Source organism: Synechococcus sp. CCY9202, from assembly GCF_034931685.1.
Taxonomy (GTDB): Bacteria; Cyanobacteriota; Cyanobacteriia; order PCC-6307; family Cyanobiaceae; genus CBW1002.
The window spans coordinates 100,914-127,386 of the sequence record NZ_JAYGID010000052.1 but is presented as its reverse complement, the minus strand read 5'-3'; the positions used below and the strand labels follow the sequence as shown (position 1 = coordinate 127,386).

Genomic DNA, 26,473 nt, shown 5'->3' with positions numbered 1-26,473 from the left:
CTTCTGCTGATCGAAGGGCTGCTCGTTGATCAGTGCAGCTGATCAGACTGTCAGTTCCCTCGGTGGTGATGCCCAGGTAGCGACGGCGAAGCCCCACGTGTCAACTCCCTTGGCTCGGCTTGTGTTGCGGTTTGCTCATGGAGCCTGGACTCATGATCCCCAGTCCGAAAGCACGCCGTGGGAGCTTTGTCCACCCCCCAGTGCATGGGGGTGGCGGCCCCTCCCAGCTAACCGTCAGTCTCTCTGGACTCGCGATCAGCCCTTCTGATTTCTTCGACCCGATCCCGTTTCTCCCTGCTGCTCGCCTTGCCGCTCCTGCCCTTGGTGGCACCGGCACCCGGCAGGCAGCCCGAGGCGGTTCCGGCCGTGCAGCAGCACCAGGCCGCCACCGCCGCTCTGGCCGGAGGCCAGGCCACGGCCTATGCCATCAGTCCAGAGCGCCGCGCCCTGCTCAACACCATCCGCTTCGCCGAAGGCACCTGGGTGGGCGGCAGCCATGACGGTTACCGGGTTCTCTACGGGGGCGGCCGCTTTGCCAGCCTGGCGCGCCATCCCGAGGTGACGGTCAGGCGGCGCTATACCAGCGCCGCCGCCGGTGCCTACCAGTTCCTGCCGGGAACCTGGCGGGAAGCACAGCAGCGCCTTGGTCTGCCCGACTTCGGCCCCGCCAGCCAGGACCAGGCCGCCCTGTTCCTGGTGGATCGCCGCGGTGTTCTCGATCTGTTCGACCGCAGGGGCCTGGATGCCACGGTGCTGGCCCGCCTGGCGAACGAGTGGGCCTCCCTGCCGGCCAGCCATGGCGGCAGTGCCTACGGCCAGCCTGTGAAGCGGGCAGACCAGCTGGTGCGCTTCTATCGGGCCGATCTGCAGCGGCAACGGCAGGCAGGCCAGGCCTGAGCTCAGAATTCGCGGTAGACCACCCGGCCGCGCTCATCGTTCCCGACGTCGAGCAGGTGCTCCCCCATCAGCTGATCGATTTCCTGACGCACCGTGGTGACGTCATCATCACGGCCCAGCTCTAGCGCCAGCATGGCGTCGTTGATGGTGAACCCCTTGGTTCCTGCCTGGCGCGCCAGAACGAGCAGCTGACGCTGCAGGCTGGGGGTCTTCTCCGCATCGGCGGCCGCCAGGGCCTCATGCAGGGCCAGGGGTTGATTGGCCGTGCGTACCAATTCGGGCATGAGGAACAGATCCACCAGCTGGCCAATGCCGCAACACCCCAGGGTGAGCAGCCACAGGGTGCCGCTCACCGGCCGTCGGGTGTAGAAGCGCTGAAGGCCGCAGACCCCCATCAGGCCCAGGGCCCAGAGCACATAGCCCACGGCAACGTGACGGCGTTCCGGAGGCAGCACCGGCGAAAGGGAAGGCATAGACCGTGTTGTCGTGGTCAGGGAGCTGCAGGAACCACAATGCCCGCCTGCCGAAGCCGGCTTGCCAGGGCCCAGACCCGGAGCACCAGCTGATGCCAGGGAGCCAGGGATTCCATGTCCAGGGCCATCGGGGTGGAGATGGCGGCTCGCAGGGCACGGGCGGCGGCCACGTCCTTGAGGGCCTGTTCCAGGGACTCAGCCAGAGCCTGGCGTTCGGCGGCTGGCATCACCGCCTCCGGGCAGTGCTGCAACAACACCTGACCGCGTTGCAGCCAGTCGCTGAAGTCATCCATCAGGGGACTGAGCAGCCCGTCAAGCAGGTCGCCTTCCGGAGAGCCAGTCGGCAGCGGCCCCGTGGCTGGCCCTGTCGCTGGCTCTGGAAGTGGCCTTGGCAATGGATCCGAAAGTGGATCCGAGGGATCAGGAAACGCGGACTGGCCCATCTCAGCAGGCTAGGCACGATCACCCCAGCCAGAGCGATCGGTGCTGTTCAGGGCTCGATGGGGCTGCGTAGGATCGCCCTTCGACCGACTCCTGTGCCGTGACCGTGACCCGCTCCGCCGATCCTGCACCGAGCGGCAGCGGCAGCACCACTGGCACGGAGCCAGCCGTTGAGGCAGCGGCGGCTCCGCTGGTCCTGCCGAAGACGAGCGAGAGCGAGCAGCTGCTGAAGATTCGCCACTCGATGAGCCATGTGCTGGCGATGGCGGTGCAGAAGCTCTTCCCCAAGGCGCAGGTGACCATCGGCCCCTGGACCGAGAGCGGCTTCTATTACGACTTCGACAATCCGGATCCGTTCACCGAAGCCGATCTCAAGGCGATCAAGAAGGAGATGATCCGGATCATCAATCGCAGGCTGCCGCTTGAGCGCATCGCCGTGAGCCGCGAGCAGGCTGAAGCGAAGATCAAGGCCCAGAACGAGCCCTACAAGCTGGAGATTCTGGCGGGCCTCAGCGAGCCCATCACCCTCTACACGCTGGGCGAGGAGTGGTGGGATCTCTGCGCCGGCCCCCATGTGACCAACACCAGCGAACTCAACCCCAAGGCCTTCGAGCTCGAAAGCGTTGCCGGCTCCTACTGGCGCGGGGATGAGACCAAGGCCCAGCTGCAGCGCATCTATGGCACCGCCTGGGAGACCCCCGAGCAGCTGGCGGAGTACAAGCACCGCAAGCAGGAGGCCCTGCGCCGCGATCACCGCCGCCTCGGCACCGACCTTGACCTGTTCGCGATCGAGGATGAAGCCGGAGCCGGCCTGGTGTTCTGGCATCCGCGTGGTGCCCGCATGCGCCTGCTGATCGAAGACTTCTGGCGCGAGGCCCACTTCGCCGACGGCTATGAGCTGCTGTACACCCCCCACGTGGCGGACATCAGCCTCTGGAAGACCTCCGGCCACCTCGACTTCTACAGCGAGAGCATGTTCGGGCCGATGCAGGTGGACGAGCGCCATTACCAGCTCAAGCCGATGAACTGTCCGTTCCACGTGCTCACCTACGCCAGCACATTGCGGAGTTACCGCGAGTTGCCGATCCGTTGGGCCGAGCTCGGCACCGTGTATCGCTACGAGCGGCCCGGCGTGATGCATGGCCTGATGCGGGTGCGGGGCTTCACCCAGGACGATGCCCATGTGTTCTGTCTGCCGGAGCAGATCGGTGATGAGATCCTGCGGGTGCTGAATCTGACCGAAACGATCCTGTCCGCCTTTGATTTCCGGAGCTACGAGATCAATCTCTCCACGCGGCCGGAGAAATCGATCGGCGATGATGCCGTCTGGAACCTGGCCACGCAGGGTCTGATCGAGGCGCTGGATCGCAAGGGCTGGGCCTACAAAGTGGATGAGGGCGGTGGTGCCTTTTACGGGCCCAAGATCGACCTCAAAATTGAGGACGCCATCGGCCGGATGTGGCAGTGCTCCACCATCCAGCTCGACTTCAATCTGCCCGAGCGTTTCAACCTCGAGTATGTGGCTGCCGATGGAAGCCGCCAGCGACCGATCATGATCCACCGCGCCATCTTCGGCTCGCTGGAACGCTTCTTTGGCATCATGACCGAGAACTACGCCGGCGATTTCCCCTTTTGGTTGGCCCCAGAGCAGATCCGTCTGCTGCCGGTCACCGATGAGGTGCGTCCCTATGCCGAGGCGCTGATGGCCCAGCTCAAGGCCGCCGGCGTTCGCGCCACGATCGACCACTCCGGCGATCGTCTGGGCAAGTTGATTCGCAATGGCGAGCAGATGAAGATCCCCGTGCTTGGGGTGATCGGTGCCAAGGAAGCCGAGGCCGGTGCGGTCAGCCTGCGCAGCCGCCGCGATGGAGATCTGGGCAGCGTGGCGGGGTCTGACCTGATCGCGGCCGCCACCCTGGCCAATCAGCAGCGAGGGGCCGCTCTGGTCCTGGCTGACCAACCGATCCAGGCCTGAGGCCGGCCTGATGACCACTCTGCTAGCAGGTGACATCGGCGGCACCAAGACACTCCTGGCTCTGTACCGCAGCGCAGCGGATGGACTGGAGTGTTTGCGGCAGCAGCGTTTCACCTCCGCCGCCTGGCCCGATCTGGCGCCGATGGTGCAGGCGTTCCTGGAGGGTGAGGAGCGGCCTGATGCCGCCTGTCTGGCCGTGGCTGGACCGGTGCAGGCTGGGCGGGCCCAGCTCACCAACCTCCCCTGGCAGTTGAGCAGTGAGGCGCTTGCTCGCGAGTGCACGATCCCCAGGCTCGAACTCGAGAACGATTTCGCGGTGCTGGTCTACGGCCTGCCCCATCTCGGCGCCGATCAGCAGGTGCAGCTTCATCCCGGAGTGCCTGAGCCTTCAGCCCCCCTGCTGATCGTGGGGGCTGGCACTGGACTGGGTGTGGCCTACGGGGTTCCTACCAGTGAGGGCCTGCAGGCCATGGCCAGCGAAGGGGGCCACGGCACCTTCGCACCGCGCTCCGAGTCCGAATGGCAGCTGAAGTGCTGGTTGCAGGCAGACCTCCAGCTGGAGCGGGTCTCGATCGAGCGGGTGGTGAGTGGCACCGGGCTTGGCCATGTGGCCCGCTGGCTGCTGGCGGAGCGGCCCGCCGCCCAGGGCCACCCCCTGGCCCCGGTGGCCGAGCGTTGGCAGGCGGCCTTGCAGGGAGACAGCACAGAAGCTCCTGAGGATCTGCCAGCCGCCACCGCCCGCGCCGCCGCCGGCGGCGATGCGCTTGCCCTGGAGGCCCTCGATCTGTGGCTGGGGGCCTATGGCAGCGTCTGTGGGGACCTGGCCCTCACCGGCCTCAGCCGAGGAGGCCTCTGGCTGGCCGGCGGCACTGCTGCCAAATTGCTCGATGAGCTGGGCTCCACAACGTTTCGGGAGGCTTTCCTCGGTAAGGGTCGCCTGCGTCCCCAGCTCGCCTCCCTGCCGATCACGGCTGTGGTCGATGAAGGCATCGGTCTGTTCAGCGCCGCCTGTCGCGCGCGCATGCTGCTGCACTGAATGCACCCGCTCCCGCCCCAGCGGGTGGGACACTGGCCGCTTAGGACCCGTGTGCGGAAGGCAGATACCGATGGTGCGTCCCCAGATCGGCCAGGGCGTGTTGGTGGATGTGCCCGCCACCACAGCCAACATCGGGCCCGGCTTTGACTGCCTGGGAGCGGCGCTCCCGCTGGATAACCGCTTCGAGCTGCGTTGCATCGAAGGCGGCAGTGATCGCTTCGATCTCATCATCGAGGGCAGCGAAGGCGCCCACCTGCGCGGTGGGCCCGACAACCTCGTGTACCGAGCCGCCCAGCGGGTCTGGCGGGAGGCCGGCGAGGAGCCGGTGGCCCTGGAGGCTCGCGTCCGCCTGGCGGTGCCGCCGGCCCGTGGCCTCGGCAGCAGTGCCACGGCAATCGTGGCGGGCCTGGTGGGCGCCAATGCCCTGGTGGGTGAACCTCTCAGTCAGGAGAAGCTGCTGGAGCTGGCCATCGACATCGAGGGCCATCCCGACAACGTGGTGCCGTCCCTTGTGGGTGGCCTCTGCCTCACCGCCAAGGCGGCGTCGCATCGCTGGCGGGTGGTGCGCTGTGAATGGTCGGATCAGGTCAGGGTCGTGGTGGCGATCCCGTCGATCCGGCTGACCACCAGCGAGGCGCGCCGGGCCATGCCCAAGAGCATCCCGATCCCCGATGCGGTGATGAATCTCGGTGCTCTGACGCTGCTGTTGCAGGGGCTGCGCACCGGCAACGGGGATCTGATCACCGATGGCATGCACGACCGTCTGCACGAGCCCTACCGCTGGGGGCTGATCCAGGGGGGACGGGCCGTGCGGGAGGCGGCGATCGCGGCTGGCGCCTGGGGCTGTGTGATCAGTGGAGCGGGTCCCACGTTGCTGGCCCTGGGCACAGACTCTGTGACCGAGGCGGTGGGCCAGGCCATGGTGACCGCCTGGGAGCGGGAGGGGGTGTCGGCCCGCTCCGAAGTTCTGGGCATCCGCCACCGCGGCAGTCAGTGGGAACCCCTGCCCCTGCGCTGAGCCGGCAGATCAACCCTGTGGGCTGAGTATTTCTGCTCAGGATGAGACCGTCGAGCTGATAGATTCGCCGCAACTTCCTTCACGTGCCACAGAACGTTGTGGTTCGGGGTTCAGGAGGCCAACAACAAGTCGCTTTCTGGTGATGGACGCCAACCTCTTCCTTCTGGTCGCGTCCTCCCCCTCTGTGTTCGATTCCGCCTCCTTTCCCTGGCTGAGCCTGATCGTGCTGCTGCCGGCGGCGGCAGCCCTGGTCATGCCCCTCCTGCCGGGAGATGGCAGCGATCCCCGTCTGCCGAGGGGCATCGCCCTCGGGGTGCTGTCGCTGGATTTCGCCCTGATGCTCTGGGTGTTCAGCCGCCACTTCGAAGGTGGCCTCAGCGGTCTTCAGCTGGTCGAGCGGGTGCCCTGGGTTCCTGCCCTCGGCCTGGAGTGGTCGCTGGCCGCCGATGGCCTCTCCGCTCCCCTGGTGGTGCTGAGCGGGCTGGTCACCTTGCTGGCGGTGGCGGCCAGCTGGTCGGTGAATCGCAAGACACGCCTCTATTTCGCGCTGATGCTGATCCAGGCTTCAGCCCAGGGACTGGTCTTCCTCTCCCAGGATTTCCTGCTGTTCTTCCTGGCCTGGGAGCTCGAGCTGGTTCCCGTCTATCTGTTGATCGCCATCTGGGGTGGCAACCAGCGCCAGTACGCCGCCACCAAGTTCATCCTGTACACCGCCACGGCGTCCCTGCTGATCCTGATCAGTGGTCTGGCCCTGGCGTTGTCCGGTGATGGATTCACCCTCAATCTGTCCGAGCTGGCCGCCCGCTCCCCCGGTGGAACCTTCGGATTGCTCTGTTATCTCGGTTTCCTGGTGGGCTTCGGCGTGAAGCTGCCGATCTTCCCGCTGCACACCTGGCTGCCGGATGCCCATGGCGAGGCGAATGCGCCGGTCTCGATGCTCCTGGCTGGTGTCCTGCTCAAGATGGGGGGCTATGCCCTGCTGCGCTTCAACGTCCAGATGCTGCCCGAAGCCCATCTGCAACTGGCTCCTGCGCTGATCGTGCTCGGGATCGTCAACATCATTTACGGCGCCCTCAATGCCTTCGCTCAGGACAACGTCAAGCGCCGCATCGCCTGCAGCTCGGTGAGCCACATGGGCTTCGTGCTGCTGGGCATCGGTGCCATTGATGCGCTCGGCATCAGCGGTGCCCAGCTGCAGATGATCAGCCATGGCCTGATCGCCGCGGCCATGTTCTTCGTCACCGGCGTGTTCTACGAGCGCACCAAGACCCTCTCGATCCCGAACATGGGCGGCCTGGCCAAGGCCCTGCCGATCACCTTCGCCTTCTTCCTGGCCAGTTGTCTTGCCTCCCTGGCCCTGCCGGGCATGAGCGGCTTCGTCAGTGAGATCACCGTCTTCCTCGGGGTGACCGCCAATGACGGATTCACCGTGGGATTCCGGGTGATCACGATCGTGCTGGCGGCCATTGGCCTGGTGCTGACGCCGGTGTATCTGCTTTCGCTCTGCCGGCGTGTGTTCTTCGGACCCAGAATCCCCGCCCTGGCCGTGGTGGGCGATATGAAGCCGCGCGAGCTCCTGATCGGCCTCAGCCTGCTGGTTCCGACCCTCGTGATCGGCTTCTGGCCTCGCGTGGCGATCGACTTCTACGAAGCCAGCACCAATGCCCTGGCCACCGAGCTGGTCGATCAGGCCCAGATCGCCCTGGGTCGGTTGACCGCCCTCGGCTGAACCACGGCCGCTCCGCCAACCCTGTGGAATGGGAGCCAGACTGCTCCCAGCCATGACGCCCAGCGCCGTTGCCATTGCCGATCCCAGCCTCCCGTTGCTGGTTGGTCAGGGACTGCCCCCGTTCGATGCAATCACTCCGGAGCAGGTGGATCAGGCCATTCCGGCGTTACTGGAAGAGCTCAACGCTGGCCTCTCGGCCCTGGAAGATCAACTCAGCTCCCGGCTGCATGACGACGTTCCCCTGACCTGGAACGAGGTGATGGATCCGCTCCAGCGGCTGGGGGAGCGGCTGCGCTGGAGCTGGGGTGTGGTGAGTCATCTCAACGGGGTCTGCAACACGCCGGAGCTGCGGCAGGCCCACCAGCAGCAGCAGGGTGGAGTGGTCGCCTTCGGCAACCGGGCTGGCCAGAGTTCAGTCGTCTATGCCGCCCTGCAGGCGTTGGACACGCAGCACCAAGGCGCCGCCGAGGGATCCGCTCTGCGCCTCGATGCCACCCAGCAGCGCATCCTCACCGCTGAACTGCGGGACATGCAGCTGCGCGGCGTGGGTCTGGAGGGCCCGGCCCAGGAGGCCTTCAACGCCGCCAGCCAGGAGCTGGCGGAACTGGCCACGAGCTTCAGCAACCATGTGCTCGACGCCACCAACCAGTGGAGCCTGGTGTTGAGCGATGAGGCCGATCTTGAGGGCTTGCCCGCCAGCCTGCGGGAGCTGCTGGCCCAGGCGGCCCGCGAGGCCGGCGACAACCGCGCCGATGGCAGCCCCGCCACGGCGGCCGAGGGCCCCTGGCGCCTGGGGCTCGATGCGCCGCGCGCCTTTCCCTTCCTCAAGTACAGCCGGCGCCGTGATCTGCGGGAGCGGGTCTACCGCGCCCAGGTGAGCCGCGCCTCCGGTGGCGAGCTCAACAATGCCCCGCTGATCGAGCGCATCCTCACCCTCAAGCGCGAGCAGGCGGAGCGGCTCGGGTTTGCCAACTGGGCCGAGGTGAGCCTGGCCGCCAAGATGGCCGACTCCGTCGAGGCGGTCGAGCGTCTGCTGGAGGAGCTGCGCGTTGCGGCCTACCCGGTGGCCGAGGCCGAGCTGAAGGAGCTGGCGGCCTGCGCCGGCCGCCACGACGCCCCGGAGGCCAGCGATCTGCAGCCCTGGGATGTGAGCTTCTGGGCGGAGGTGCTGCGCCGCGAGGCCTTTGATCTCGACAGTGAGGCCCTGAGGCCCTGGTTTCCCCTTGAGCAGGTGCTCCAGGGACTGTTTGACCTCTGCCAGCGCCTGTTTGCCATCCGCATCGAGGTGGCCGATGGTGAGGCGCCGCTCTGGCACCCGGACGTGCGCTTTTTCCGGGTGCGGGATGCCGCCAGTGGGGAGCCGCTGGCCTTCTTCTATCTGGATCCCTTCAGCCGCCCCGGCAGCAAGCGCGGTGGCGCCTGGATGGATGACTGCCTCGGCCGCAGCCGCAGTGAGGCGGGCCAGCCCGTGCTGCCCGTGGCCTATCTGATCTGTAACCAGAGCCCACCGGTCGGGGAGGTGCCCAGCCTGATGACCTTTGAGGAGGTGGAAACCCTCTTCCACGAATTTGGCCACGGCCTGCAGCACATGCTCACCACCGTGGAGCGGCCCCAGGCGGCCGGCATCAACAACGTCGAGTGGGACGCGGTGGAGCTCCCCAGCCAGTTCATGGAGAACTGGTGCTATGACCGCGCCACCTTGATGGGTATGGCCCGCCACTGGCAGAGCGGCGAGCCCCTGCCCGAGGCCGACTACCGCAAGCTCCTGGCGGCGCGCACGTTCATGGGCGGCAGCGCCACGCTGCGACAGGTGCACTTCGCCCTCACCGACCTGCGCCTGCACAGCAGCTGGACGCCCAGCTGTGGCCTCACCCCAGACCAGATGCGACGGGCCATCGCCAGGACCACCACAGTCCTGGCTCCGATCGACGACGACGCCTTTCTCTGCGCCTTCTCCCACATCTTCGCGGGGGGGTATGCGGCCGGCTACTACTCCTACAAGTGGGCCGAGGTGCTCAGCGCCGATGCCTTCAGTGCCTTTGAGGAGGTGGGCCTGGATCGGGATGAGGCGGTGGTGGCCACCGGTCGCCGCTTCCGCGACACCGTGCTCAGCCTGGGGGGCAGCCGCTCGCCGGCGGAGATCTTTGCGGCCTTCCGTGGCCGTGCCCCCAGCACCGATGCCCTGATTCGTCATTCGGGCCTGGTGACGGCCTGAGCTGCCTTACTCCTGCAGCAGCAAGGCTGTCAGAGGAGTCAGGGCGGCGGGATCGGTGAGCAGCTGCCGGTGCGTCCAGACCGGAAGCTCCTGGCGCGTTCCCACCGGCAGCACGGCTGTCCAGCCGGGTACCACCATCAGGTCCCAGCGGCAGAAAAGGCTGTGGCATTCCACAGCCTTGAGCGTCGAGATATCGTCGTTGAGTTGACGCAACAGCGGGCTGCCGGGCTTCATTTGTGCCAGGCCCGGCATCAGCGCCTGGGGCCAGGGCAGGGCCAGCAGGCTGCCCTGCTGGGGGCTGCCGAGGCTGAAGAAGCGGCGTGTGCGCCGATACCCACCCAGCCCTTGCAGCCAGAGGCGGGCAATCACACCGCCCATCGAAAAGCCGAGCAGATCGATGGGGAGATCGGCGCCATAGGTGGCCTCGATCCGTTCGCCAAGCCGTTCAGCGAGCACCGTCAGGGAGGTGTGCCCGCAGCGATGGGGGAGATGAGGCACGAGCCGCTCGCTTCGGCCACCGGCCAGGGCGGCCTCGAGGTGGCGAAACAGGCGCGGTGTGTCCCACAGCCCATGCACCAGCACCAGAGGCGGGCTCATCGCAGGTCCGTGGCCGGCCAGTTGCGCGTCAGCTCCACGGCCACGTGTCCTGTGAATCCCGGAACCGGTGCCTGGCACTTGCAGAGTTCCAGCCGCATCGGCACGGGCCCATAGATCTGTTCAAGCCGATCCAGCATGCGGCTGGCGTAGTGCTCGATCGTGAGGCAGCAGAGCTGGTTCGCCTGCTGCTGCAGGGCACGGATCGCCAGGCTGTAGTCGAGGGTGTCGTCAAGTTGATCACTCTGGCTGGCGGCGTTCAGACCGGCGTCGAGGCTGAACGACACCGTGAACCACTGGCCCAGTTGCCGCTCCTCATCCAGCACACCCACGTGGGCCCAGAGCCGTAGATCGCGCACATGGATGAGCATGCGGGGCTGTTCAGAGGGGCAGGGGATGATGCAGGAAGTGACGCATGCCACTGCTGTAGTCGGAGGCGATATGACCGTCGCCCCGCAGGCGGTAGCGGTAGGTCACCAGCCCCTCCAGCCCCACCGGGCCCCGGGGTGGCAGGGTCTGGGTGCTGATGCCCACTTCCGCTCCGAAGCCATAGCGGAAGCCATCGGCGAAGCGGGTGGAGCAGTTGAGATACACCCCGGCGCTGTCCACCGCCGCCAGAAACCGATCAGCCGCGACGGGATCGGTGGTGCAGATCGCATCGGTGTGGCGCGATCCGTAATGGCGGATGTGCTCCAGGGCAGCCTCCAGATCCGGCACCAGCTTCACACTCAGCACCAGATCGGAGTACTCGGTGCGCCAGTCGTCCTCCGTTGCCTCCAGTGTGATGCCGAATCGGCATGCGGCCGGATCACCCCGCAGCTCGACACCGGCGGCGGCGAAGGTATCGATCGCCTGTGGCAGGAAGGTGGGGGCGATCGCTTCATGAACCAGCAGCGTTTCCATTGCGTTGCAGGCCGCCGGGTACTGGGTTTTGCTGTCCAGGGCCACCCTCAGCGCCTGGGCCGGATCGGCTGCGGCATCCACGTAGAGGTGACAGATGCCATCGGCATGCCCGAGCACGGGGATGCGGGTGTTGTCCTGGATGAAACGCACCAGGGCATTGGATCCGCGCGGGATGATCAGATCCACCAGCCCATCGAGCTTGAGCAGGGCCAGGCTTTCCTGACGGGTGGTGAGCAGGTCCAGCACGTCCGGAGACACGGCACTGTTGGCCAGGCCCTGCTGCAGGGCGTTGAGGATGGCCTGGCAGCTGCGGCTGGCTTCACGACCGCCCTTGAGGATGGCGCCGTTGCCAGAGCGGATCGCCAGCGCGGCAATCTGCATCACCGCATCGGGCCTGGCCTCGAAGATCACCCCCACCACGCCCAGGGGCACGCTCACACGCTCCAGCACCAGGCCCTGATCCAGCTCGGTGTGAAGTTGGCGTCGGCCGATGGGATCGCTCAGGTCCGCCACCTGCCGAACTCCGGCGATCGCGCCGGCGAGTTTGGCGGTATCCAGCTTGAGCCGTGCCACCAGGGCCGGGGCCAGTCCGTCGGTCGCGGCGGCCTCGAGATCCTCCTGGTTGGCCGCCACAATCCGGTCGGCCTCGGCTTCGAGGGCGTCGGCCATGGCGTGCAACGCCTGGCGGCGGGCGTCGTCGTTGAGCTGGCTCAGGGCGGTGGCGGCCCGGCGAACGGCGGCGGCGCGTCGCAGCAGTTCCGGGCTCGGATCGGGGATGGACGGGCTCATCCATTCATCATCCCAAGCCGTCAGCCGCCGCTCCGTCGACCTCCATCGTGTCGACTTCCGCTGCGCCGATCAGAGTTGTGCCGCTCTCCCCAGCGCTGAGGCGCTCAAGGGCCAGCAGGGCGGCCCCCAGCCGGCCGGCGCCATTGCCGAGCTCGCAGGGGCGGATGTCCAGGCCCTCGCGGCTCACCGGCAGCACCCGCCGCGTCACTTCCTCCCACACGGCTGGGAGGAAATGGTGGCAGGCGCCGCTGAGGCCGCCGCCGATCAGCACCCGCTCCGGCGTGAACAGGTACAGAAGTGAGGTGATCCCCACCCCCAGCAGCCGTCCATAGGCACTCCAGACCTCGATCGCGGCAGCATCTCCACCATCGGCCCTTTGGCAGAGCTCCTGGGGTGAGAGGGGGCTGAGCCGCTGCAGACCGCTGATGCTGCAGTGCTGTTCCAGGGAGCCGCGGTTGCCGCTGTTGCACTCCGGTCCATCCGGATCGAGACAGATCAGACCCGGTTCGGCAGCGGCGCCACGATGGCCGAGAAACAGGTTGCCCTGCAGGATCACCGCCCCTCCAACCCCCGTTCCCAGAGTGAGCAGCACCACGTCACGGCAGCCGCGTGCCGCGCCGAAGCGCAATTCACCCAGGGCTGCACAGTTGGCATCGTTGGCCAGAGTGATCCGACGCTCCAGCATCGGTTCCAGCCAGGTGGCCAGAGGGACGTCCTGCCAGCCGGGCAGGTTGATCGCGATGCGCGCCACACGACCCGCCTGGTCGCTGGGGCCCGGGTGGCCGATGCCCACCCATGGCGCCAGCCGCTGCGGGTCGATGGTCTCCACAGCTTCGGCGATCGCCATGGTCACGGCACCGGGCATGGCCGGCTGGGGCGTGGCCACCTCCGCTTCCGCCAGGCAGTGGCCGTCCTGGTCGAAGCGGCCGAGCTTGATCGCGGTTCCGCCGACGTCGATCCCGATCAGTTGGGCCATCGCCGCCATGGCAGGGCCGGCTGATCCTGCCGCGCCACCTTCAACAACTGAGTCAGAAACGGAAGAACAGCTGCATCTGAGTCTGCCAGGCCCCTTGGGTGTCGAACGACCCCTGCAGGTTGATGTTCTCGGAGGCCTTGTAGTTCAGGGTCACCTGTGGAGGGATGTCGGAGCGGTTCGGTGCCACCAGCACCGCGGCATTGAAGCGCTCGGTGATGTCGAGGCCGATTTCCGAGCCCAGCACCAGTTGCGGCGGCAGTTGGCGAGAGCGCAGTTCCTCGGCCTGGGACACCACCGGGCTCACGTAGGTGGGGTAAAGGGCGAAGCTGACCCGCTGCCCGAAGGCATCGCTGAGTGAACCGAGCAGAGGCGAGAGCAACGATTGCCCCAGGGCCGTGGCCAGGGCGGCACCGGCATTGCCGCCGCTCAGCCCCGCCAGGGAGTTGCCGCCGATCAGGGCCACCAACCGCTCCTCCGGCAGGGGTGGATCACTGGTGAGCCGAAGGTTCTCGGCAATGCGATCGGCCGGCCCGCTGACACTCACGGTGATCCGCACCAGCTTGAGCTGGTTGAAGGAGCTGAAGCCTCCCTGGGCCTCCAGTTCCGCCAGGCTCAGTCCTGAACCGGTGTTGGCGCCCAGGTTGCTGGAGAGATTTTCGGAGACCCGGGTGCGCAACGCGATGTCCAGGTAGGGCAGCAGTCCCAACGACGGCGTGAACACCGCCACGTTGGGGGCATCGGGGTCGAGGTTGAAGCTGGTGGTGAACAGGTTGAGCCGACCGCCCAGCAGCCGCACCACGCCGGCGGCCTGAAGGCTCGGATCCAGCGGTCCGTTCAGCCGCAGGGAGCCACCGGTGCTGAAGCTGGCCACGTTCGGCACGGTCACCTTGAGATCAGGACCGAGCCGCAGGGTCAGATCCCTGAATCGCAGGTAGGGAAAATTCGGGATCGCCTTGCGTAGGGCGTCGCTGGTGCTGCTGTCCACCTCCGGGCCCAGCAGCACCAGCGGCTGGTCAAAGGCCCAGTTGCGCTGCAGCAGTTCATTGACATCCGGGTTGGCTCCTGCGGCTGGCTTGCTGGCGTCGGATTCGCCTCCATCGCTTGATTGGTTTGCCCCCGCTCCATCACCGCCGGCAGCCACCTGGCCCGGCTGGACATTGACGCTTCCCTGTCGGATCGCCAGATTTCCGCCCAGCAGTGGAGCCCGCAGGCTGCCGCCAAAGGCCAGTTGACCGTCGCTGAAGGCGTCGATCCGCTGCAGCTTGAAAGGCACATGCTTCAGGGTGAGGGTGAGGCTGGGTTCAGGTGACACCGGCCTTACCAGACCGAGTTTTCCCTTGCCCTCGACCTGACCCTTCTCGCCCACCCGGGCCGTGAGTTCCTGCAGCAGGAGCTCCTGGAAGTCGAACAGCATCGTGGCCTCGAGGGCCGTCACCGTCTGGCCGATGAAGCGCAGTTCGCCCTCGCGCAGCCTCAGGAAGCCGTTGGCGATCGGATCGGCCAGGCTGCCCCGCACCAGCAGCTGCATGTCGGCACTACCTTTTTTCCAGTCGAGCGACGACCCGGCCAGGGTCGTGAGGAAGCGCAGGCCATCGCCGCGACTGGCCAGGCGCACCTCCAGACCCTGTGCCTGAGGATCCAGTGGGATGCGGCCGGTGAAATCGACGGCGCTCGTGGCTCCGGCAGCACGCAGGGCCAGGTCGGTGTCGAGGAAACCATCCTTGAGCAGAACGCTGCCCCGCTCCAGCTGAAGATCGGCTTCGCCCAGGTGCCCCTGATGCAGGGCCAGCTCGGCCTCAAGCTCCGGCTGGCCGTTGCCCAGCCGATACCGTCCTTTAGCCGAGAGCGATCCCTGCAGGCTTCCGGGGACGGGGGTGAGCAAGGCCAGCAGGCTGAGCGGCAGGCTGGCCAGATCAAAGCTGCCCTCGCCATGGCGGATGGGCCCCTGCAGACTCACCACAAACGGGTCCAGGGCCAGGGCCTGGTCCTCAGCGGTGCCCCGCAGCCAGAGATGGCCTTTGGCGCTCAGATCCACGTGGGTCTGGGCCAGGTTCGGTCCGCTGAGGGTGAGGTCCGTGTCGACCAGCGCCTGGGTGGCGGCAAGGCGCTCGCGCAGGTCTTCGGGGGCAGAGTTTGCAGCTTCAAGGTTCAGTCGCTCACGGGCGCGCTGCAGGGCGATGAGCTGGTCCTGCAGGCTGCCCCCCAGCTGATCGATCACCAGATCGCCGAGGTCGGCGGCATTGCCCTGGGGAGGACCTTCCTCACCACGCCAGAGAGGGAGGGCCTGGGCCAGCTGACGGAACAGATCGGTGGTGAGGCCCCGTCCCTCCAGCTGGGCCCGGTAGGCACCCTGCCATCGGCCGGTGAGGGTGGCGGCGATGGAGCCGCCTGCCAGGGGTTCCAGATCAGCCGTGAGCCGGTAGCGCCGGTCGGCATAGCGCAATCCGGCCTGCAGCTCCTGGGCCCGCACACCAAGGAAGACCGGTTGGGCGAGGGTCACCCAGCCGCCGAAGGCCAGTGGTTGCAACGCCAGGTTGCCGTCACCGCTGAGCTCGCCCTGCAATGGCTGGGGGTGCTTGCGGGGGCCCAAGGCCAGGGTCAGGCCCTGAAGAGGGAAGGCGCTGGCCTGCCAGCGGTAGGCGCTTGGACGGCCCGTCAGAGTGAGCGTTCCACCACCTCGCGTCAGTTCGAGGGCCACCGGCATCCAGGAACGGTCCAGGCCGGCCTTGAGGCTGCCGCCGCTGGCTGTGCTGGCCTGCATCTGCAGGGCACTGGCGCCTGCACCGGTGCCCTTGAGCTGGCCCTGCCAGGTCTCGCTCAGGCTGAGGGGACCGGCACCGGGGCCAGCCAGCTCGAGGTCGAGGTCGGGGCTGAGATCCTGCAGCGGGCCGTGGATCCGGCCGGAGGCGCTGAGCTCACCCCGCAGGCTTGTGCCGACGAGGGTATCCAGCCTCTGCAGGGGAAAGGCTGTGAGCTGCAGCTGAGCTTCCAGCGGCCCGGTGCGCAGACCGCCTTCATGGGAGGGCTGTAACGGCAGCTGACCGCTGGCCTGCAGGTAGGGACCCCTGAGGTCATCCAGCCGCAGCAACCCCTTACGCCACACCAGAGAAGCCCGTAGGTCTCCCGTGAGGGGATTGGTGAGCCGGGGCACCTGCACCGCCAACGCCGGTGCCGCCGCAGTCCCGCTCAGCTGGAGACTGCCCGCCAGCGTCTGCTCGGTCAGCCAGGAGGGGGCGCTGGGTGGCAGTGGCAGGTCGCTGGGATCCAGCCGCCAGGTTCCGTTCAACGCCAGCAGCGGCCCCACCCTGCCGGAGGCCGACAGCTGGGAGCGACCGCCCTTCACCTGCAGAGAGGAGACCGCCAGGCCCTGACGGCTCCAGCGGCCGGCCGCCGTTCCCTGCAAGGCCGGCAAGGCCGGCAAGGCCGCTGCGGTGCGGCTGCCCCGAGCCCGACGTGGTGGTTGGGCCTTGAAGCTGAGGCTGACCTGCTGGCGGGGCAGGTGGGCCCGACCGGCCAGGCTGCCGCTCCAGCCTCCCAATCCCCAGATGCTCCGCTCCAGCACCAGGCTGTCGCCTTCGCAGCGCAGGTCTGCGGTGGGGCTGCTGATATCGGTTGCGGCTCGTTTTCCCGTTCCGGTGGTGCTGCCGGGGCTCGCCCCAGGGGGTCGCCAGCGCAGCTGCTTGAGACTGACGGCTCCGCGGCAGCTGGGCCGTCCCTGGCTCAGGGCCAGGACCAGGCGGCCGTCCAGCTGCCCGGTGGTGTGGCCCTGCAGGGGCGTGAACCGCTGCAGGAGGTTCACCGGCAGGCGCTGGAGGTTGAGCTGTGCCTGCCAGCGCTGGCGATCCCAGCGCCCCCCCGCCTCGATCGCCACCAGCCCAGGACCTTCGGCCGGCTGCAGACGGCCGCTCAGGTCGATCCGACGCTCCTGGAGCATCAGGCCGACCCTGCCGCCGAGGCGCAGGTCGACACCGGCAGGGGCGATCCGCAGCTGTGCCGGATCAGCAAGGTTGATCCGCAGCTCCAGTGATGGTGGCTTCTGGTTGCGAGTCGTGCTACCCAGGACCCAGTACTGACCGCGTGCATTGCGGCGCAGATCGGCTTCGGCACCGCGCACCTGCAGATCCAGCACCGGAGTCCAGCGTTGCAGGCTCGCAAACGGGTCGAGAGCCACACCCAGGCCCGCCACCCTGGCCTCGGAGCGGTCCTGGGCACCTTGCCCCAGGCTCGAGGGTCCCACCTGCAGCCCCGAGAGGCCGATTCCCTGGTAAGGCCCGAGCTGCAGCGGATGGCCCAGCACCTGGCTCAGCTGTCGCTCCAGCCGTGGTTTCCAGTGGTCGAAGACGGTGCGGGCCAGGTGGTCAGCCCCAAACCAGGCCAGACCCGCGGCAGCGCCAAGGCCGAGCAGCCAGGGCAGCCGGCAGGAGAGGGGTGTCGTCGTCCGGTACCAGCTGGCCGCCGATGGTGATGAATCCGGCAAGCCCGCCATGCCCCTGGGTCTGCCCGTGTCTTCGACGGGCGCAATATAAAAGTCATCTGCCGCTTGACCAGCCCCCATGCCTGCCGATCCAATCCTGTTCACGGCGGGCCAATGGCTCGGCGCCGCCAGCGGCGGCCTGGCCCTTCTCACCGGGATCGGCTTCCTGGCCACCTGGGGGATTCGCTTCCGTCTGGTGGGGATCACCAGCTTCACCGCCCTGCTGTCGCTTTCCTGCCTGGCCTTTGCCGTGAGCTACAGCCCGCGGGTGTCGATCGAGGGGGCGGTGCCCGTACCCGTGGTGTTCGACAACGGCGGTGATCTGGTGATCGCTGCGGCGCCCGCCAATCTCGACCCGGCCGCTGTGGCCCCGACCCTGGAGCAGGTGGCCAGCAACCTGCGGGGCAGCGGCCGCAATTCCGCGGATGGGTTTGTGCGGGTCAGGCTGCGCCGACTCGAAACGGTGGCGCCCGGCCTGAGCCGTCCGGTGGTGCTGGGTGAGGCCACCCGCAGCCTGCGGGATGGTTCGGTCGTGCTGGCAGGCTGATCGCTTGCTGCCCCTGCCCCGCCACTGTCATCGCGAGCAGCGTCGGCTGGAGCAGGCCGGCATCGTGGCCTGGGAACAACTGGCCGGGCTGGACGATCGTGCCCTGCGGGATCTCGGCAGCGGCGGTGGCGCCAGCGAGAAGCAACTGATCAAGCTTCGTGCCCAGGCGCGACTGGTCTGCGAGGTGGGCCTTCACCCTTCAGAGGCGGCGCTGCTGCTCTACGCCGGCATTGCGGACCGTCGCGGCCTTGCCCAGGCCGATCCCCAGCGCCTGTGGGTGCAGATGGGCCGCCTGCAGCGCAGCCTCACCGGCATGGCGGTTCCGGCGTTGGAACTATCCACACTGCGGCAGTGGATCGCCGCCGCCCGGGAAGGCCTCGGTCGCTCCCGGAACTGACACCCGTACCGACCCGATGCCGGTTGCCGCTGACTGGAATGGATGCAGCCCCCGATGGGTGGCACCATGCCGAACCGCTCCAAACTCCTGAACTCCTCACGCCCCGCCTTGCATCGTTTGTTGACTGGCGCCGGGGCTCTCCTTTTCGGTTTTGCCACCTACCCCCTCGGTAGCGCTGGCTTGGCTGCTTCGCCCCTCCTCGAATCGGTGAAGCAGAACCCTGCCCTGGCGCAGAGCATCTGTGCTCAGTTGCGGCAGTTCAACAGCCAGGGCATGTCAGCCACCTCCCCGCAGGCGGTGAGTCGCATCGCGCAGCAGCGGGGTCTCACCCCCGTCGATGCCGAGGTGCTCACCACCTACGTGATCGGGCTTCACTGCCCTGAGGTTCGCTGACCTCCGCACCACTGGCAGTGGCCCAGGAGGACCTCCGCCTCCTGTGTCGCGACGGGGTGAGCCTGGCAGCCCGGCGTTGGCGGCCGCGGGGATCCGGTTTCTGGCCTGTTCTGTTGATGCGTCAGCCCTACGGCCGGGCGATCGCCTCAACGGTGACCTACGCCCATCCCGCCTGGTATGCCGCTCAGGGGTATCAGGTGGTAGTGGTCGATGTGCGCGGACGAGGGGAGTCCGGTGGCCACTTCAGAGGCTTCGCCCAGGAGGCTTCCGATGGTGCTGACTGTGTGCGCTGGGCTCGCCACCTGGACCACGCCAATGGACGGGTGGGGACGTACGGCTTCTCCTATCAGGGGCTCACCCAGGTGCTCTCGGACGGGAGCGTCCCGCAGGACTTCCCCGATGCCCTTGCACCGGCCCATTGCGGTCTTGATGAACGCTGCCACTGGGCCAGTGAGGGGGGGGCGCACTGGTGGGCCCTGGGGTTGGGCTGGGCCCTGCAGCTGGCGGCCCAGGGCTGTGCCCGTCGTTCTGACGGAGAGGGCTGGCTGGAGATCCGGCGCAGCCTCGAAACCGGCACATTTCTACAGGAGGGTGTGAACCTGCTTGAGCGCCACGACCCCTTGGGAATGGGTCTGACCTGGTTAGGCCGTGAACCTGCCATCTCGGCGGGCTGGACCTGCCATCAAGCGCCCCTGGAGCTGCTACGCCGACCGATGCTGCTGATCGGCGGTTGGTACGACCCCCATCTTCGCGGCGTGCTGGATCTGTGGCGGCGGTCCCAGGCGGCGGGGGGTGATCCGTGGCTGCGCATCGGTGCCTGGTCTCATCTGAACTGGCACGGCGGGCTCGATGCCCTGCAGCTGGCCTTCTTCGATCGGCACCTGAAGGCATCGGAGGTCTCGATGAGCCCCCCGGGACCCTTGCCCCCGCCGCTGCTGCTCGAGCGCCTGGGAGACGGTGCCTGGCGATCCCCAGATCCTGCCGCTCCCTCTGCCGACGCCTGGTGGCTCCGAAGTCAGGGGCTGGCGGCCGTCCGCGTCGACGAAGGCCAACTCATCCCCGGGGTCAGCACTGAGGGGCCTGCGGATGGTGCCGGTGCATGCACCCTGACCCTGGTGCACGATCCCTGGAGGCCACTGCCTGGCCGGGGCGGCCATCTGGGCCTGGATGCCGGTCCGGTCGACCGGGCTGATCTGGACGCCCGCAGCGATGTGGCCTGCTTCAGCACGCCCCCCCTGGCCGAGCCCCTGGAGCTGTTCGGCCAGCCCGAGCTCTGCATCGACGTGGCTGCTGATCAAGCCAGCTACGACCTCTGCGGTGCCCTCTCCGTGGTGGCTGCGGATGGCATGGGGGTGCGGCAATGGAGCACCGGGGTTCTCCGCTGCCGGAACAACCTCTCAGGCCTGCCCCAGCCCCGCATCCTCCTGTTTCAGCCGGTGCTGCTGGCGCTGCGGCCCGGCGAGCGCCTGCGCCTGTCCCTGGGGGCTTCCTCCTGGCCGCAGATCGGAGTGAACTCGGGAGACCCGGATGTTGCGCCCGGGCCGGTGACCCACCGCCATCGGGTGATCACTCTTCAGTTCAGGCTTCCGGGCGCCCGGTTGCGCCTGCGTTCCTTGGCATCAGAGGGGCTGGATTAGGGCAACGTGCTTCGACCATCCCGGTTTCGGCCAAACTGTCGCCACCGCGCACCCCCTGCCGTGCTTCACCGCCGTCCTGCTCTGCCCTTGTCATTGCTGCTGCTGGGTGGCGTGGTCACTCCGCTCTGTCTCGGTGCTCGACCGGTTGTTGCGGGCCTCGGCTCGCTGGAGGGGAACGGGGATGGAGCCCCCACCCTGGTGGCTGAAGTCGCAAGCCCCCAACGCAAGCAGACCAAGCAGAAGCTGCGCAAGGCCGCCGAGAGGATCCTGCTCGCCATCCAGCAAAGCGATGCCAGGGCTCTCTATGGCTATCTGGCTGAGCCCGTGCGACGCTTCACAACCCCTGCCGCTATGCAGGAGCGCCTCGCCTCGCTGGGTGGCGTGCGCAGCACCCGGATCGAATCCCTGGTGCTCGGCGCCGATGACGGCACGGTGGAGGCGGAACTGGTCACCCCCCGTGGCACCCGGCCCCTCACGCTCATTCTGGATGGGGAGGGCAAGATTCTCGGCTGGGAGCTCGATCGCAGCCAGATCCCCGTCGAGGACACCGCCGTGAAATTCATTGAGGATCTGGCCGCTGGGCGGGTGCTGACGGCCCGCAGCCTGATGTCCGCCGCCATGCAGGAGGAGATGCTGCCGGCCGCCTTGCAGGAGCGCTGGCAGGGTCTGCAGAAGCTCACCGGTCCGTTCCAGCGGGTGCGGGGCAGCGTTTTCGCCGGCCGGGATGAGGCGCAGCAGCTGGTGTTGGTCACCACCCAGTTCGGGCGGCTCACCGACAACCTCTTCGTGATTCTCAACCTGCAGGGCCAGGTGATCGGGGTCGATTTCCCCCTCGACGCCTTCTGATCCTCAACAGCGGGGCCCAGCCGCCGCTTGGCCCCGGCAAAGCGGCTTAAGCTCCGGCCCAGCACGTCAATGGATATGGCCCTGGTCTGCCTCGATTGGATGGTTGAAGACGGGCAACGGCTAGCGGAGTGCAGGCACGATCACCCCCTTGCGGTTCTTGGGCCCCAGCCCCTGCCGGATGGCGGCTGGGTGGTGCGGATCTGGATGCCTGAGGCCGATCAGGTCGAACTCCTGTGCAACGGCCGCAGCCTGGCGATGGCGACCCCGAACCATCCCTGGCTGTTTGAGGCCGAGGTCGAGGGGGATCCCGGCTGCACCTATCAGGTGCGGGTGCAACGGGGCGGCATCGAGCACGTTCAGCACGATCCCTGGGCGTTCCGCCAGGAATGGATGGGTGAGATGGACCGCCATCTCTTCGCGGAAGGCAACCACCACCACATCTGGCATCGCATGGGGGCCCACCCCGGCGAGCGGGATGGCGTCGCCGGCGTGCAGTTCTGCCTCTGGGCGCCCAACGCCCGCAGTGTGGCGATCCTGGGCGACTTCAACAGCTGGGACGGTCGCCATCATCCGATGCAATCGCGGCTGGGCGGCTGCTGGGAATTGTTTGTACCGGGTCTGCGCCGCGGCGAGCTCTACAAGTACGAGATCCGTACCCAGGCGGGCCACTGCTACCAGAAGGCCGATCCCTACGGCTTCCAGCACGAGGTGAGGCCCAACACCAGTTCACGGATCGCAGGGCTGGCCAGCTTCGCCTGGAGCGATGCCGACTGGATGGCTCGGCGGGATGCGGCCAACCCACTCGATCAGCCGATCTCGGTCTACGAGATGCATCTGGGCAGCTGGATGCACGCCAGCGCCGATCAGCCCTATGTGGAACCTGACGGCTCGGTGAGGGAGCCGGTGGCTGCGGCCGATCTCAAACCGGGTGCCCGGCTGCTCACCTACCCGGAGCTGGCCGATCGGGTGATCCCCTACGTGAAGGCCCGCGGCTTCACCCATATTGAACTGATGCCGATCTCCGAGCATCCCTTCGATGGCTCCTGGGGTTATCAGGTGACCGGCTGGTATGCGCCCACCAGCCGCTTCGGCAGCCCTGATGAGTTCCGCGCCTTCGTGGACCGCTGCCACGCCGAGGGCATCGGTGTGATTCTCGACTGGGTTCCCGGCCACTTTCCCAAGGACGGCCATGGCCTGGCCTTTTTTGATGGCGCGCACCTCTACGAGCACGCCGATCCGCGCATCGGCGAGCACAAGGAGTGGGGCACGCTGATCTTCAACTACAGCCGCAATGAGGTTCGCAACTTCCTGGTGGCGAATCTGGTGTACTGGTTTGATCAGTTCCACATCGATGGCATCCGTGTGGATGCGGTCGCCTCGATGCTCTATCGCGACTATCTGCGCCCGGATGGAGAGTGGCTGGCGAATGAGAATGGCGGACGTGAGAACCTCGAAGCTGTGCGCTTCCTGCAGCAGGCGAACTATGTCTTGTTCCAGCACTTCCCAGGTGCTCTGTCGATCGCGGAGGAATCCACCACCTGGCCGATGGTGACCCAGCCCACCAGCATCGGTGGCCTTGGCTTCAACCTGAAGTGGAACATGGGCTGGATGCACGACATGCTCGATTATTTCGAGCTCGATCCATGGTTCCGGCAGTTCCATCAGAACAACATCACGTTTTCAATCTGGTATACCTATACCGAGAATTTCATGCTCGCCCTCAGCCACGATGAAGTGGTGCATGGCAAGAGCAACCTGCTCCACAAGATGCCCGGCGATGACTGGCAGAAGTTTGCCAATGTTCGGGCCCTTCTGACCTACATGTGGACCCACCCGGGCAAGAAGACAATCTTCATGGGCATGGAGTTCGGCCAGCGGGCTGAATGGAATGTCTGGGGAGATCTGCAATGGGACCTGCTCCAGTACGAGTCGCACCTGGGCCTGCAGCGGTTGGTGGATGATCTCAATGCCTTTTACAAGGCGGAACCAGCACTCTGGCGCGATGATTTCAATGAGTACGGCTTCCAATGGATCGATTGCAACGACAACCGCCATTCGGTGATCAGCTTCATGCGCCGCGACAGCACCGGTGGTGGCTGGCTGCTGGTGGTGGCGAACTTCACGCCCCAGAGCCACTCCCACTACCGGGTGGGAGTCCCGATCGAGGGCTTCTACGCCGAAGTGTTCAACAGCGACAGTGCTCGCTACGGCGGCAGCAATCTTGGCAACCTCGGAGGAAAATTCACTGATCCCTGGAGTATCCACGGCTACGACCAGGCGCTGGATCTCTGCCTGCCGCCCTTGAGTGTGCTGATTCTTCGCCGCGATGAGGCCCGCAGTCAGATCTCTTCAGCCGCTGAAGCGACAGAGGAAGCCTGAGTCTCCACAGAAGAGATCTGCATACCCAGCTGTCTGGCTGCTTCCAGAATCCAGGGTCAGCCCTGGAATGAATTTGCCTGAGTGAATTTCGGGTCGGAGAGAGCAGAATCCACTGAGACGGCTCTTAGACTATCCCCAGATTCGCAGGCAAGACCTGTCCGTCAGGACGGGCTTCTGCAGGGGAGATTTTTCTCCGCAAGATCGAACGCTGACCCCCAGTGACTGAATCCTGGCGGCAGTCCTTGTCAATTGATTGCAGAAGTGTGAGCAGCAGTGCTTGATGGCTACATTCAGAGATTTCTGGAGTGCTGGAACCTGACTATTGACGGTTCAATCATCCAGGAGATTCCGCCTCAATTTCCCTGGCCTCTGACATAGCATTACCACGAAGAATCTTCCAGTAGAGTATAGCTAGCTCGGCTATTGATACACTTTATTTCAACCTCTCAGCTCTGGAGTGACCGTCAAGTCGGTCGTGGCGCCCCCTGGGCATGAGTCCTCCGCCGAGGCTCTCGGCTAGGTTTCCGATCGCGATTCCCCTGCCCTGACGACCCCCATGGCCGACACCCTCCCCCTGCTGCTGCGCGCCGCCCGAGGTGAGCAGGTGGAGCGTCCGCCGGTGTGGATGATGCGCCAGGCAGGCCGTTACATGAAGGTCTACCGCGATCTGCGCGATCGTCATCCCGGCTTCCGCGAGCGCTCCGAGAACCCGGATCTCTCCTACGAGATCTCGATGCAGCCGTTTCACGCCTTCCAGCCCGATGGCGTGATCCTGTTCTCCGACATCCTCACGCCCCTGCCTGGCATGGGGATCGACTTCGACATCATCGAGAGCAAGGGGCCGATCATCGAGCCCGCCATTCGCTCCCAGGCCCAGGTGGATGCCCTGCGTCCCCTGGATCCCGCCGAGGCCCTCCCCTTTGTTGGTGAGGTGCTGTCTCGCCTTCGCCAGGATGTGGGCAACGCGGCCACCGTTCTCGGTTTTGTCGGCGCGCCCTGGACCCTGGCGGCCTACGCAGTGGAGGGCAAGAGCTCCAAGACCTATTCCGTGATCAAGGCGATGGCCTTCCGGGAGCCGGCGCTGCTGCACCAGTTGCTGGGCCACCTGGCGGATTCGATCGCCGCTTACGTGCGCTACCAGATCGACTCGGGAGCCCAGGTGGTGCAGCTGTTCGACTCCTGGGCCGGTCAGCTCAGCCCGATCGATTACGACGTCTTCGCGGCTCCCTACCAGAAGAGGGTGATCGATCAGGTGAAAGCCACCCACCCCGACACTCCCTTGATTCTTTACATCTCCGGCAGTGCCGGTGTGTTGGAGCGGATGGGCCGCACCGGTGTCGACATCGTGTCGCTGGACTGGACCGTGGACATGGCCGATGGCTGTGCCCGGCTGCCCCAGCACCTCGGCGTTCAGGGCAATGTCGACCCCGGCCTGCTGTTCGGCACCCCGGAGGCGATCCGCGAGCGCATCCTCGACACCGTGCGCAAGGCCAAGGGCCGCAAACACATCCTCAACCTTGGCCATGGCATCCTGCCCGGCACTCCAGAGGAGAACGCCCGTGTGTTCTTCGAGACCGGCAAGGCCGTCCATGAGCTGCTCGGAGCGGCCGTTTGAGCACCACGGCCACTGAAGCCGGCCGTGCCATCGCCGATCCCGGCGTGCCGTCCAAGGCTCGGATCCTGATCACCGGTGCCAGCGGCTGCGTTGGTCAGTACATGACCGAAACCCTCTACCGCAACAGCGATGCGGATCTGTTGCTACTGCTGCGCGATCCTTCCAAGCTGAAGGTCGTGGATCCCAACGATCCCAGGATCACGCTGTTGGTGGGTGATCTTCGTGAACTGGATCCCCATGCCGACGCCATCGCCAGCGCCACCCGCGTCATCCACACCGCAACGGCCTGGGGGGATCCGGAGCGGGCCCGCCAGGTGAATGTGGTGGCGGTGAAGCGGTTGCTGGAACTGGTGAATCCCGCGCGGCTGGAACAGGTGATCTACTTCTCCACCGCCAGCATCCTCGATCGACAGCTGAAACTCCTGCCGGAAGCCATGGCCTATGGCACGGAATACATCCAGACCAAGGCCCAGTGCCTCGAACAGCTGGAGGGCCATCCCCTGGCTGAGCGGATCGTGGCCGTCTTCCCCACGCTGGTGTTCGGGGGGAGGGTCACGTCCGGCGACCCCCATCCCACCAGCTATCTCACGGCGGGCCTCAAGGAGGCGATCGGCTGGTTATGGCTGGCCCGCTGGCTGCGAACCGATGCCAGCTTCCATTTCATCCATGCGGCCGACATCGCCACGGTCTGCGCCCATCTGGCCACCCACCCCCACGAGCCCAATCCCGAGCCTGGCCAAGGTGTGGTGAGACGCCTGGTGCTGGGTCAGGCACCGATCCAGATCAACGACACCGTGAGGATCCTCTGCCGCTGGCGGCGCTGCTGGTGGCCCTCGATCGGGGTGGATCTGCAGGGCTGGCTGATCGAGGCCTTGATCCGCCTGCTGCGAATCGAGGTGAATGCCTGGGATCGCTTCTCGATCCGACAGCGCCACTTCGTGCATGAGCCGGTGAGTCCGCCGGAGCGCTTCGGCAGGGTGAGCCTCGCCCCCACCCTGGAGGCGGTGCTGGAGACCGCGGCCGTTCCCCACCGCGGCCGGATGGACTGAAGCAGGCTGCAAGCACAAGAAAATGTTGCAGATCTGCCTTGCAGCCGCAACATTGCCGACCTCTGCCCCTTAGTTTTGTCTGGTTGCACC

21 protein-coding genes are annotated in these 26,473 nt (G+C 66.6%); 14 read left to right on the top strand and 7 right to left on the bottom strand.

Translation table 11 applies throughout. The features are described from left to right. Positions 1-306: 306 nt before the first annotated feature. Positions 307-897 (top strand): glycoside hydrolase family 104 protein, encoded by a 591-nt coding sequence (locus VB777_RS07675; protein WP_197155182.1) that lies wholly within the window; start codon positions 307-309, stop codon positions 895-897. Positions 898-899: 2 nt separating this feature from the next. Here VB777_RS07675 and VB777_RS07670 read toward each other — a convergent pair whose 3' ends face one another. Then, complete coding sequence (locus VB777_RS07670; protein ID WP_322757007.1) at positions 900-1,370, bottom strand: NINE protein; 471 nt, start codon at positions 1,368-1,370, stop codon at positions 900-902. Positions 1,371-1,387: 17 nt separating this feature from the next. Beyond that, positions 1,388-1,690: a DUF2605 family protein gene (locus tag VB777_RS07665; protein ID WP_322758826.1), complete on the bottom strand. Its 303-nt coding sequence runs from the start codon at positions 1,688-1,690 to the stop codon at positions 1,388-1,390. Between the two features lie 365 nt (positions 1,691-2,055). Here VB777_RS07665 and thrS point away from each other — a divergent pair, with 365 nt between their 5' ends. From thrS to VB777_RS07640, 5 genes are all read left to right on the top strand, one after another. Next, on the top strand, positions 2,056-3,786 hold the full coding sequence (gene thrS / locus VB777_RS07660; protein WP_323248126.1) for a threonine--tRNA ligase: 1,731 nt from the start codon (positions 2,056-2,058) through the stop codon (positions 3,784-3,786). A 10-nt stretch (positions 3,787-3,796) separates the two neighbouring features. Further along, on the top strand, positions 3,797-4,822 hold the full coding sequence (gene glk / locus VB777_RS07655) for a glucokinase (RefSeq protein ID WP_197170146.1): 1,026 nt from the start codon (positions 3,797-3,799) through the stop codon (positions 4,820-4,822). Positions 4,823-4,892: 70 nt separating this feature from the next. Then, entirely contained in the window at positions 4,893-5,840 is a 948-nt protein-coding gene (gene thrB / locus VB777_RS07650) for a homoserine kinase (RefSeq protein WP_197155190.1), read from the top strand. A gap of 142 nt (positions 5,841-5,982) precedes the next feature. Further along, complete coding sequence (locus tag VB777_RS07645) at positions 5,983-7,569, top strand: NAD(P)H-quinone oxidoreductase subunit 4 (protein ID WP_323248077.1); 1,587 nt, start codon at positions 5,983-5,985, stop codon at positions 7,567-7,569. Positions 7,570-7,621: 52 nt separating this feature from the next. After that, positions 7,622-9,784: a M3 family metallopeptidase gene (locus VB777_RS07640; protein WP_323248075.1), complete on the top strand. Its 2,163-nt coding sequence runs from the start codon at positions 7,622-7,624 to the stop codon at positions 9,782-9,784. A gap of 6 nt (positions 9,785-9,790) precedes the next feature. Here VB777_RS07640 and VB777_RS07635 read toward each other — a convergent pair whose 3' ends face one another. Genes VB777_RS07635 through VB777_RS07615 form a run of 5 tightly spaced genes read right to left on the bottom strand, consistent with a single transcriptional unit; the run spans position 9,791 to position 17,532 of the window. Continuing rightward, positions 9,791-10,381, bottom strand: a complete 591-nt coding sequence (locus tag VB777_RS07635; RefSeq protein WP_322757004.1) for an esterase/lipase family protein — start codon at positions 10,379-10,381, stop codon at positions 9,791-9,793. Continuing rightward, positions 10,378-10,749, bottom strand: a complete 372-nt coding sequence (gene folB, locus VB777_RS07630; RefSeq protein WP_322757003.1) for a dihydroneopterin aldolase — start codon at positions 10,747-10,749, stop codon at positions 10,378-10,380. Before folB ends, VB777_RS07635 begins: the two co-directional genes overlap by 4 nt. A 10-nt stretch (positions 10,750-10,759) precedes the next feature. Next, positions 10,760-12,070, bottom strand: a complete 1,311-nt coding sequence (locus tag VB777_RS07625; RefSeq protein ID WP_323248072.1) for a glutamate-5-semialdehyde dehydrogenase — start codon at positions 12,068-12,070, stop codon at positions 10,760-10,762. 7 nt (positions 12,071-12,077) lie between these two features. Beyond that, on the bottom strand, positions 12,078-13,046 hold the full coding sequence (locus VB777_RS07620; protein ID WP_416223830.1) for an ROK family protein: 969 nt from the start codon (positions 13,044-13,046) through the stop codon (positions 12,078-12,080). Positions 13,047-13,098: 52 nt separating this feature from the next. After that, positions 13,099-17,532, bottom strand: a complete 4,434-nt coding sequence (locus VB777_RS07615; RefSeq protein ID WP_323248069.1) for a translocation/assembly module TamB domain-containing protein — start codon at positions 17,530-17,532, stop codon at positions 13,099-13,101. Positions 17,533-17,599: 67 nt separating this feature from the next. Here VB777_RS07615 and VB777_RS07610 point away from each other — a divergent pair, with 67 nt between their 5' ends. The 8 genes from VB777_RS07610 (at position 17,600) to VB777_RS07575 (ending at position 26,383) form a co-directional block, all read left to right on the top strand. Then, complete coding sequence (locus tag VB777_RS07610) at positions 17,600-18,067, top strand: Ycf51 family protein (RefSeq protein WP_197155217.1); 468 nt, start codon at positions 17,600-17,602, stop codon at positions 18,065-18,067. A gap of 4 nt (positions 18,068-18,071) precedes the next feature. Continuing rightward, on the top strand, positions 18,072-18,464 hold the full coding sequence (locus tag VB777_RS07605; RefSeq protein ID WP_231605251.1) for a DUF4332 domain-containing protein: 393 nt from the start codon (positions 18,072-18,074) through the stop codon (positions 18,462-18,464). A gap of 180 nt (positions 18,465-18,644) precedes the next feature. Further along, positions 18,645-18,857, top strand: a complete 213-nt coding sequence (locus VB777_RS07600; protein ID WP_197155220.1) for a Nif11-like leader peptide family natural product precursor — start codon at positions 18,645-18,647, stop codon at positions 18,855-18,857. Positions 18,858-18,874: 17 nt separating this feature from the next. Further along, positions 18,875-20,494 carry a CocE/NonD family hydrolase gene (locus tag VB777_RS07595; protein ID WP_323248066.1) on the top strand — a complete coding sequence of 540 codons (1,620 nt, stop codon included), beginning with the start codon at positions 18,875-18,877 and terminating at the stop codon, positions 20,492-20,494. Positions 20,495-20,554: 60 nt separating this feature from the next. Continuing rightward, positions 20,555-21,340, top strand: coding sequence for a DUF3887 domain-containing protein (locus VB777_RS07590; RefSeq protein ID WP_322756997.1), 786 nt, complete (start codon positions 20,555-20,557; stop codon positions 21,338-21,340). Between the two features lie 75 nt (positions 21,341-21,415). After that, complete coding sequence (gene glgB / locus VB777_RS07585; RefSeq protein ID WP_416223829.1) at positions 21,416-23,719, top strand: 1,4-alpha-glucan branching protein GlgB; 2,304 nt, start codon at positions 21,416-21,418, stop codon at positions 23,717-23,719. A 556-nt stretch (positions 23,720-24,275) separates the two neighbouring features. Next, a complete protein-coding gene (hemE, locus tag VB777_RS07580) occupies positions 24,276-25,334 on the top strand; it encodes a uroporphyrinogen decarboxylase (protein WP_197155225.1) in 1,059 nt (352 codons plus the stop codon). Continuing rightward, the gene (locus VB777_RS07575) at positions 25,331-26,383 is read left to right on the top strand and encodes an NAD-dependent epimerase/dehydratase family protein (protein WP_416223828.1); all 1,053 of its coding nucleotides are present in this window, start codon (positions 25,331-25,333) and stop codon (positions 26,381-26,383) included. The genes hemE and VB777_RS07575 overlap by 4 nt, the downstream gene beginning before the upstream one ends. The last annotated feature ends 90 nt before the right edge of the window (positions 26,384-26,473 follow it).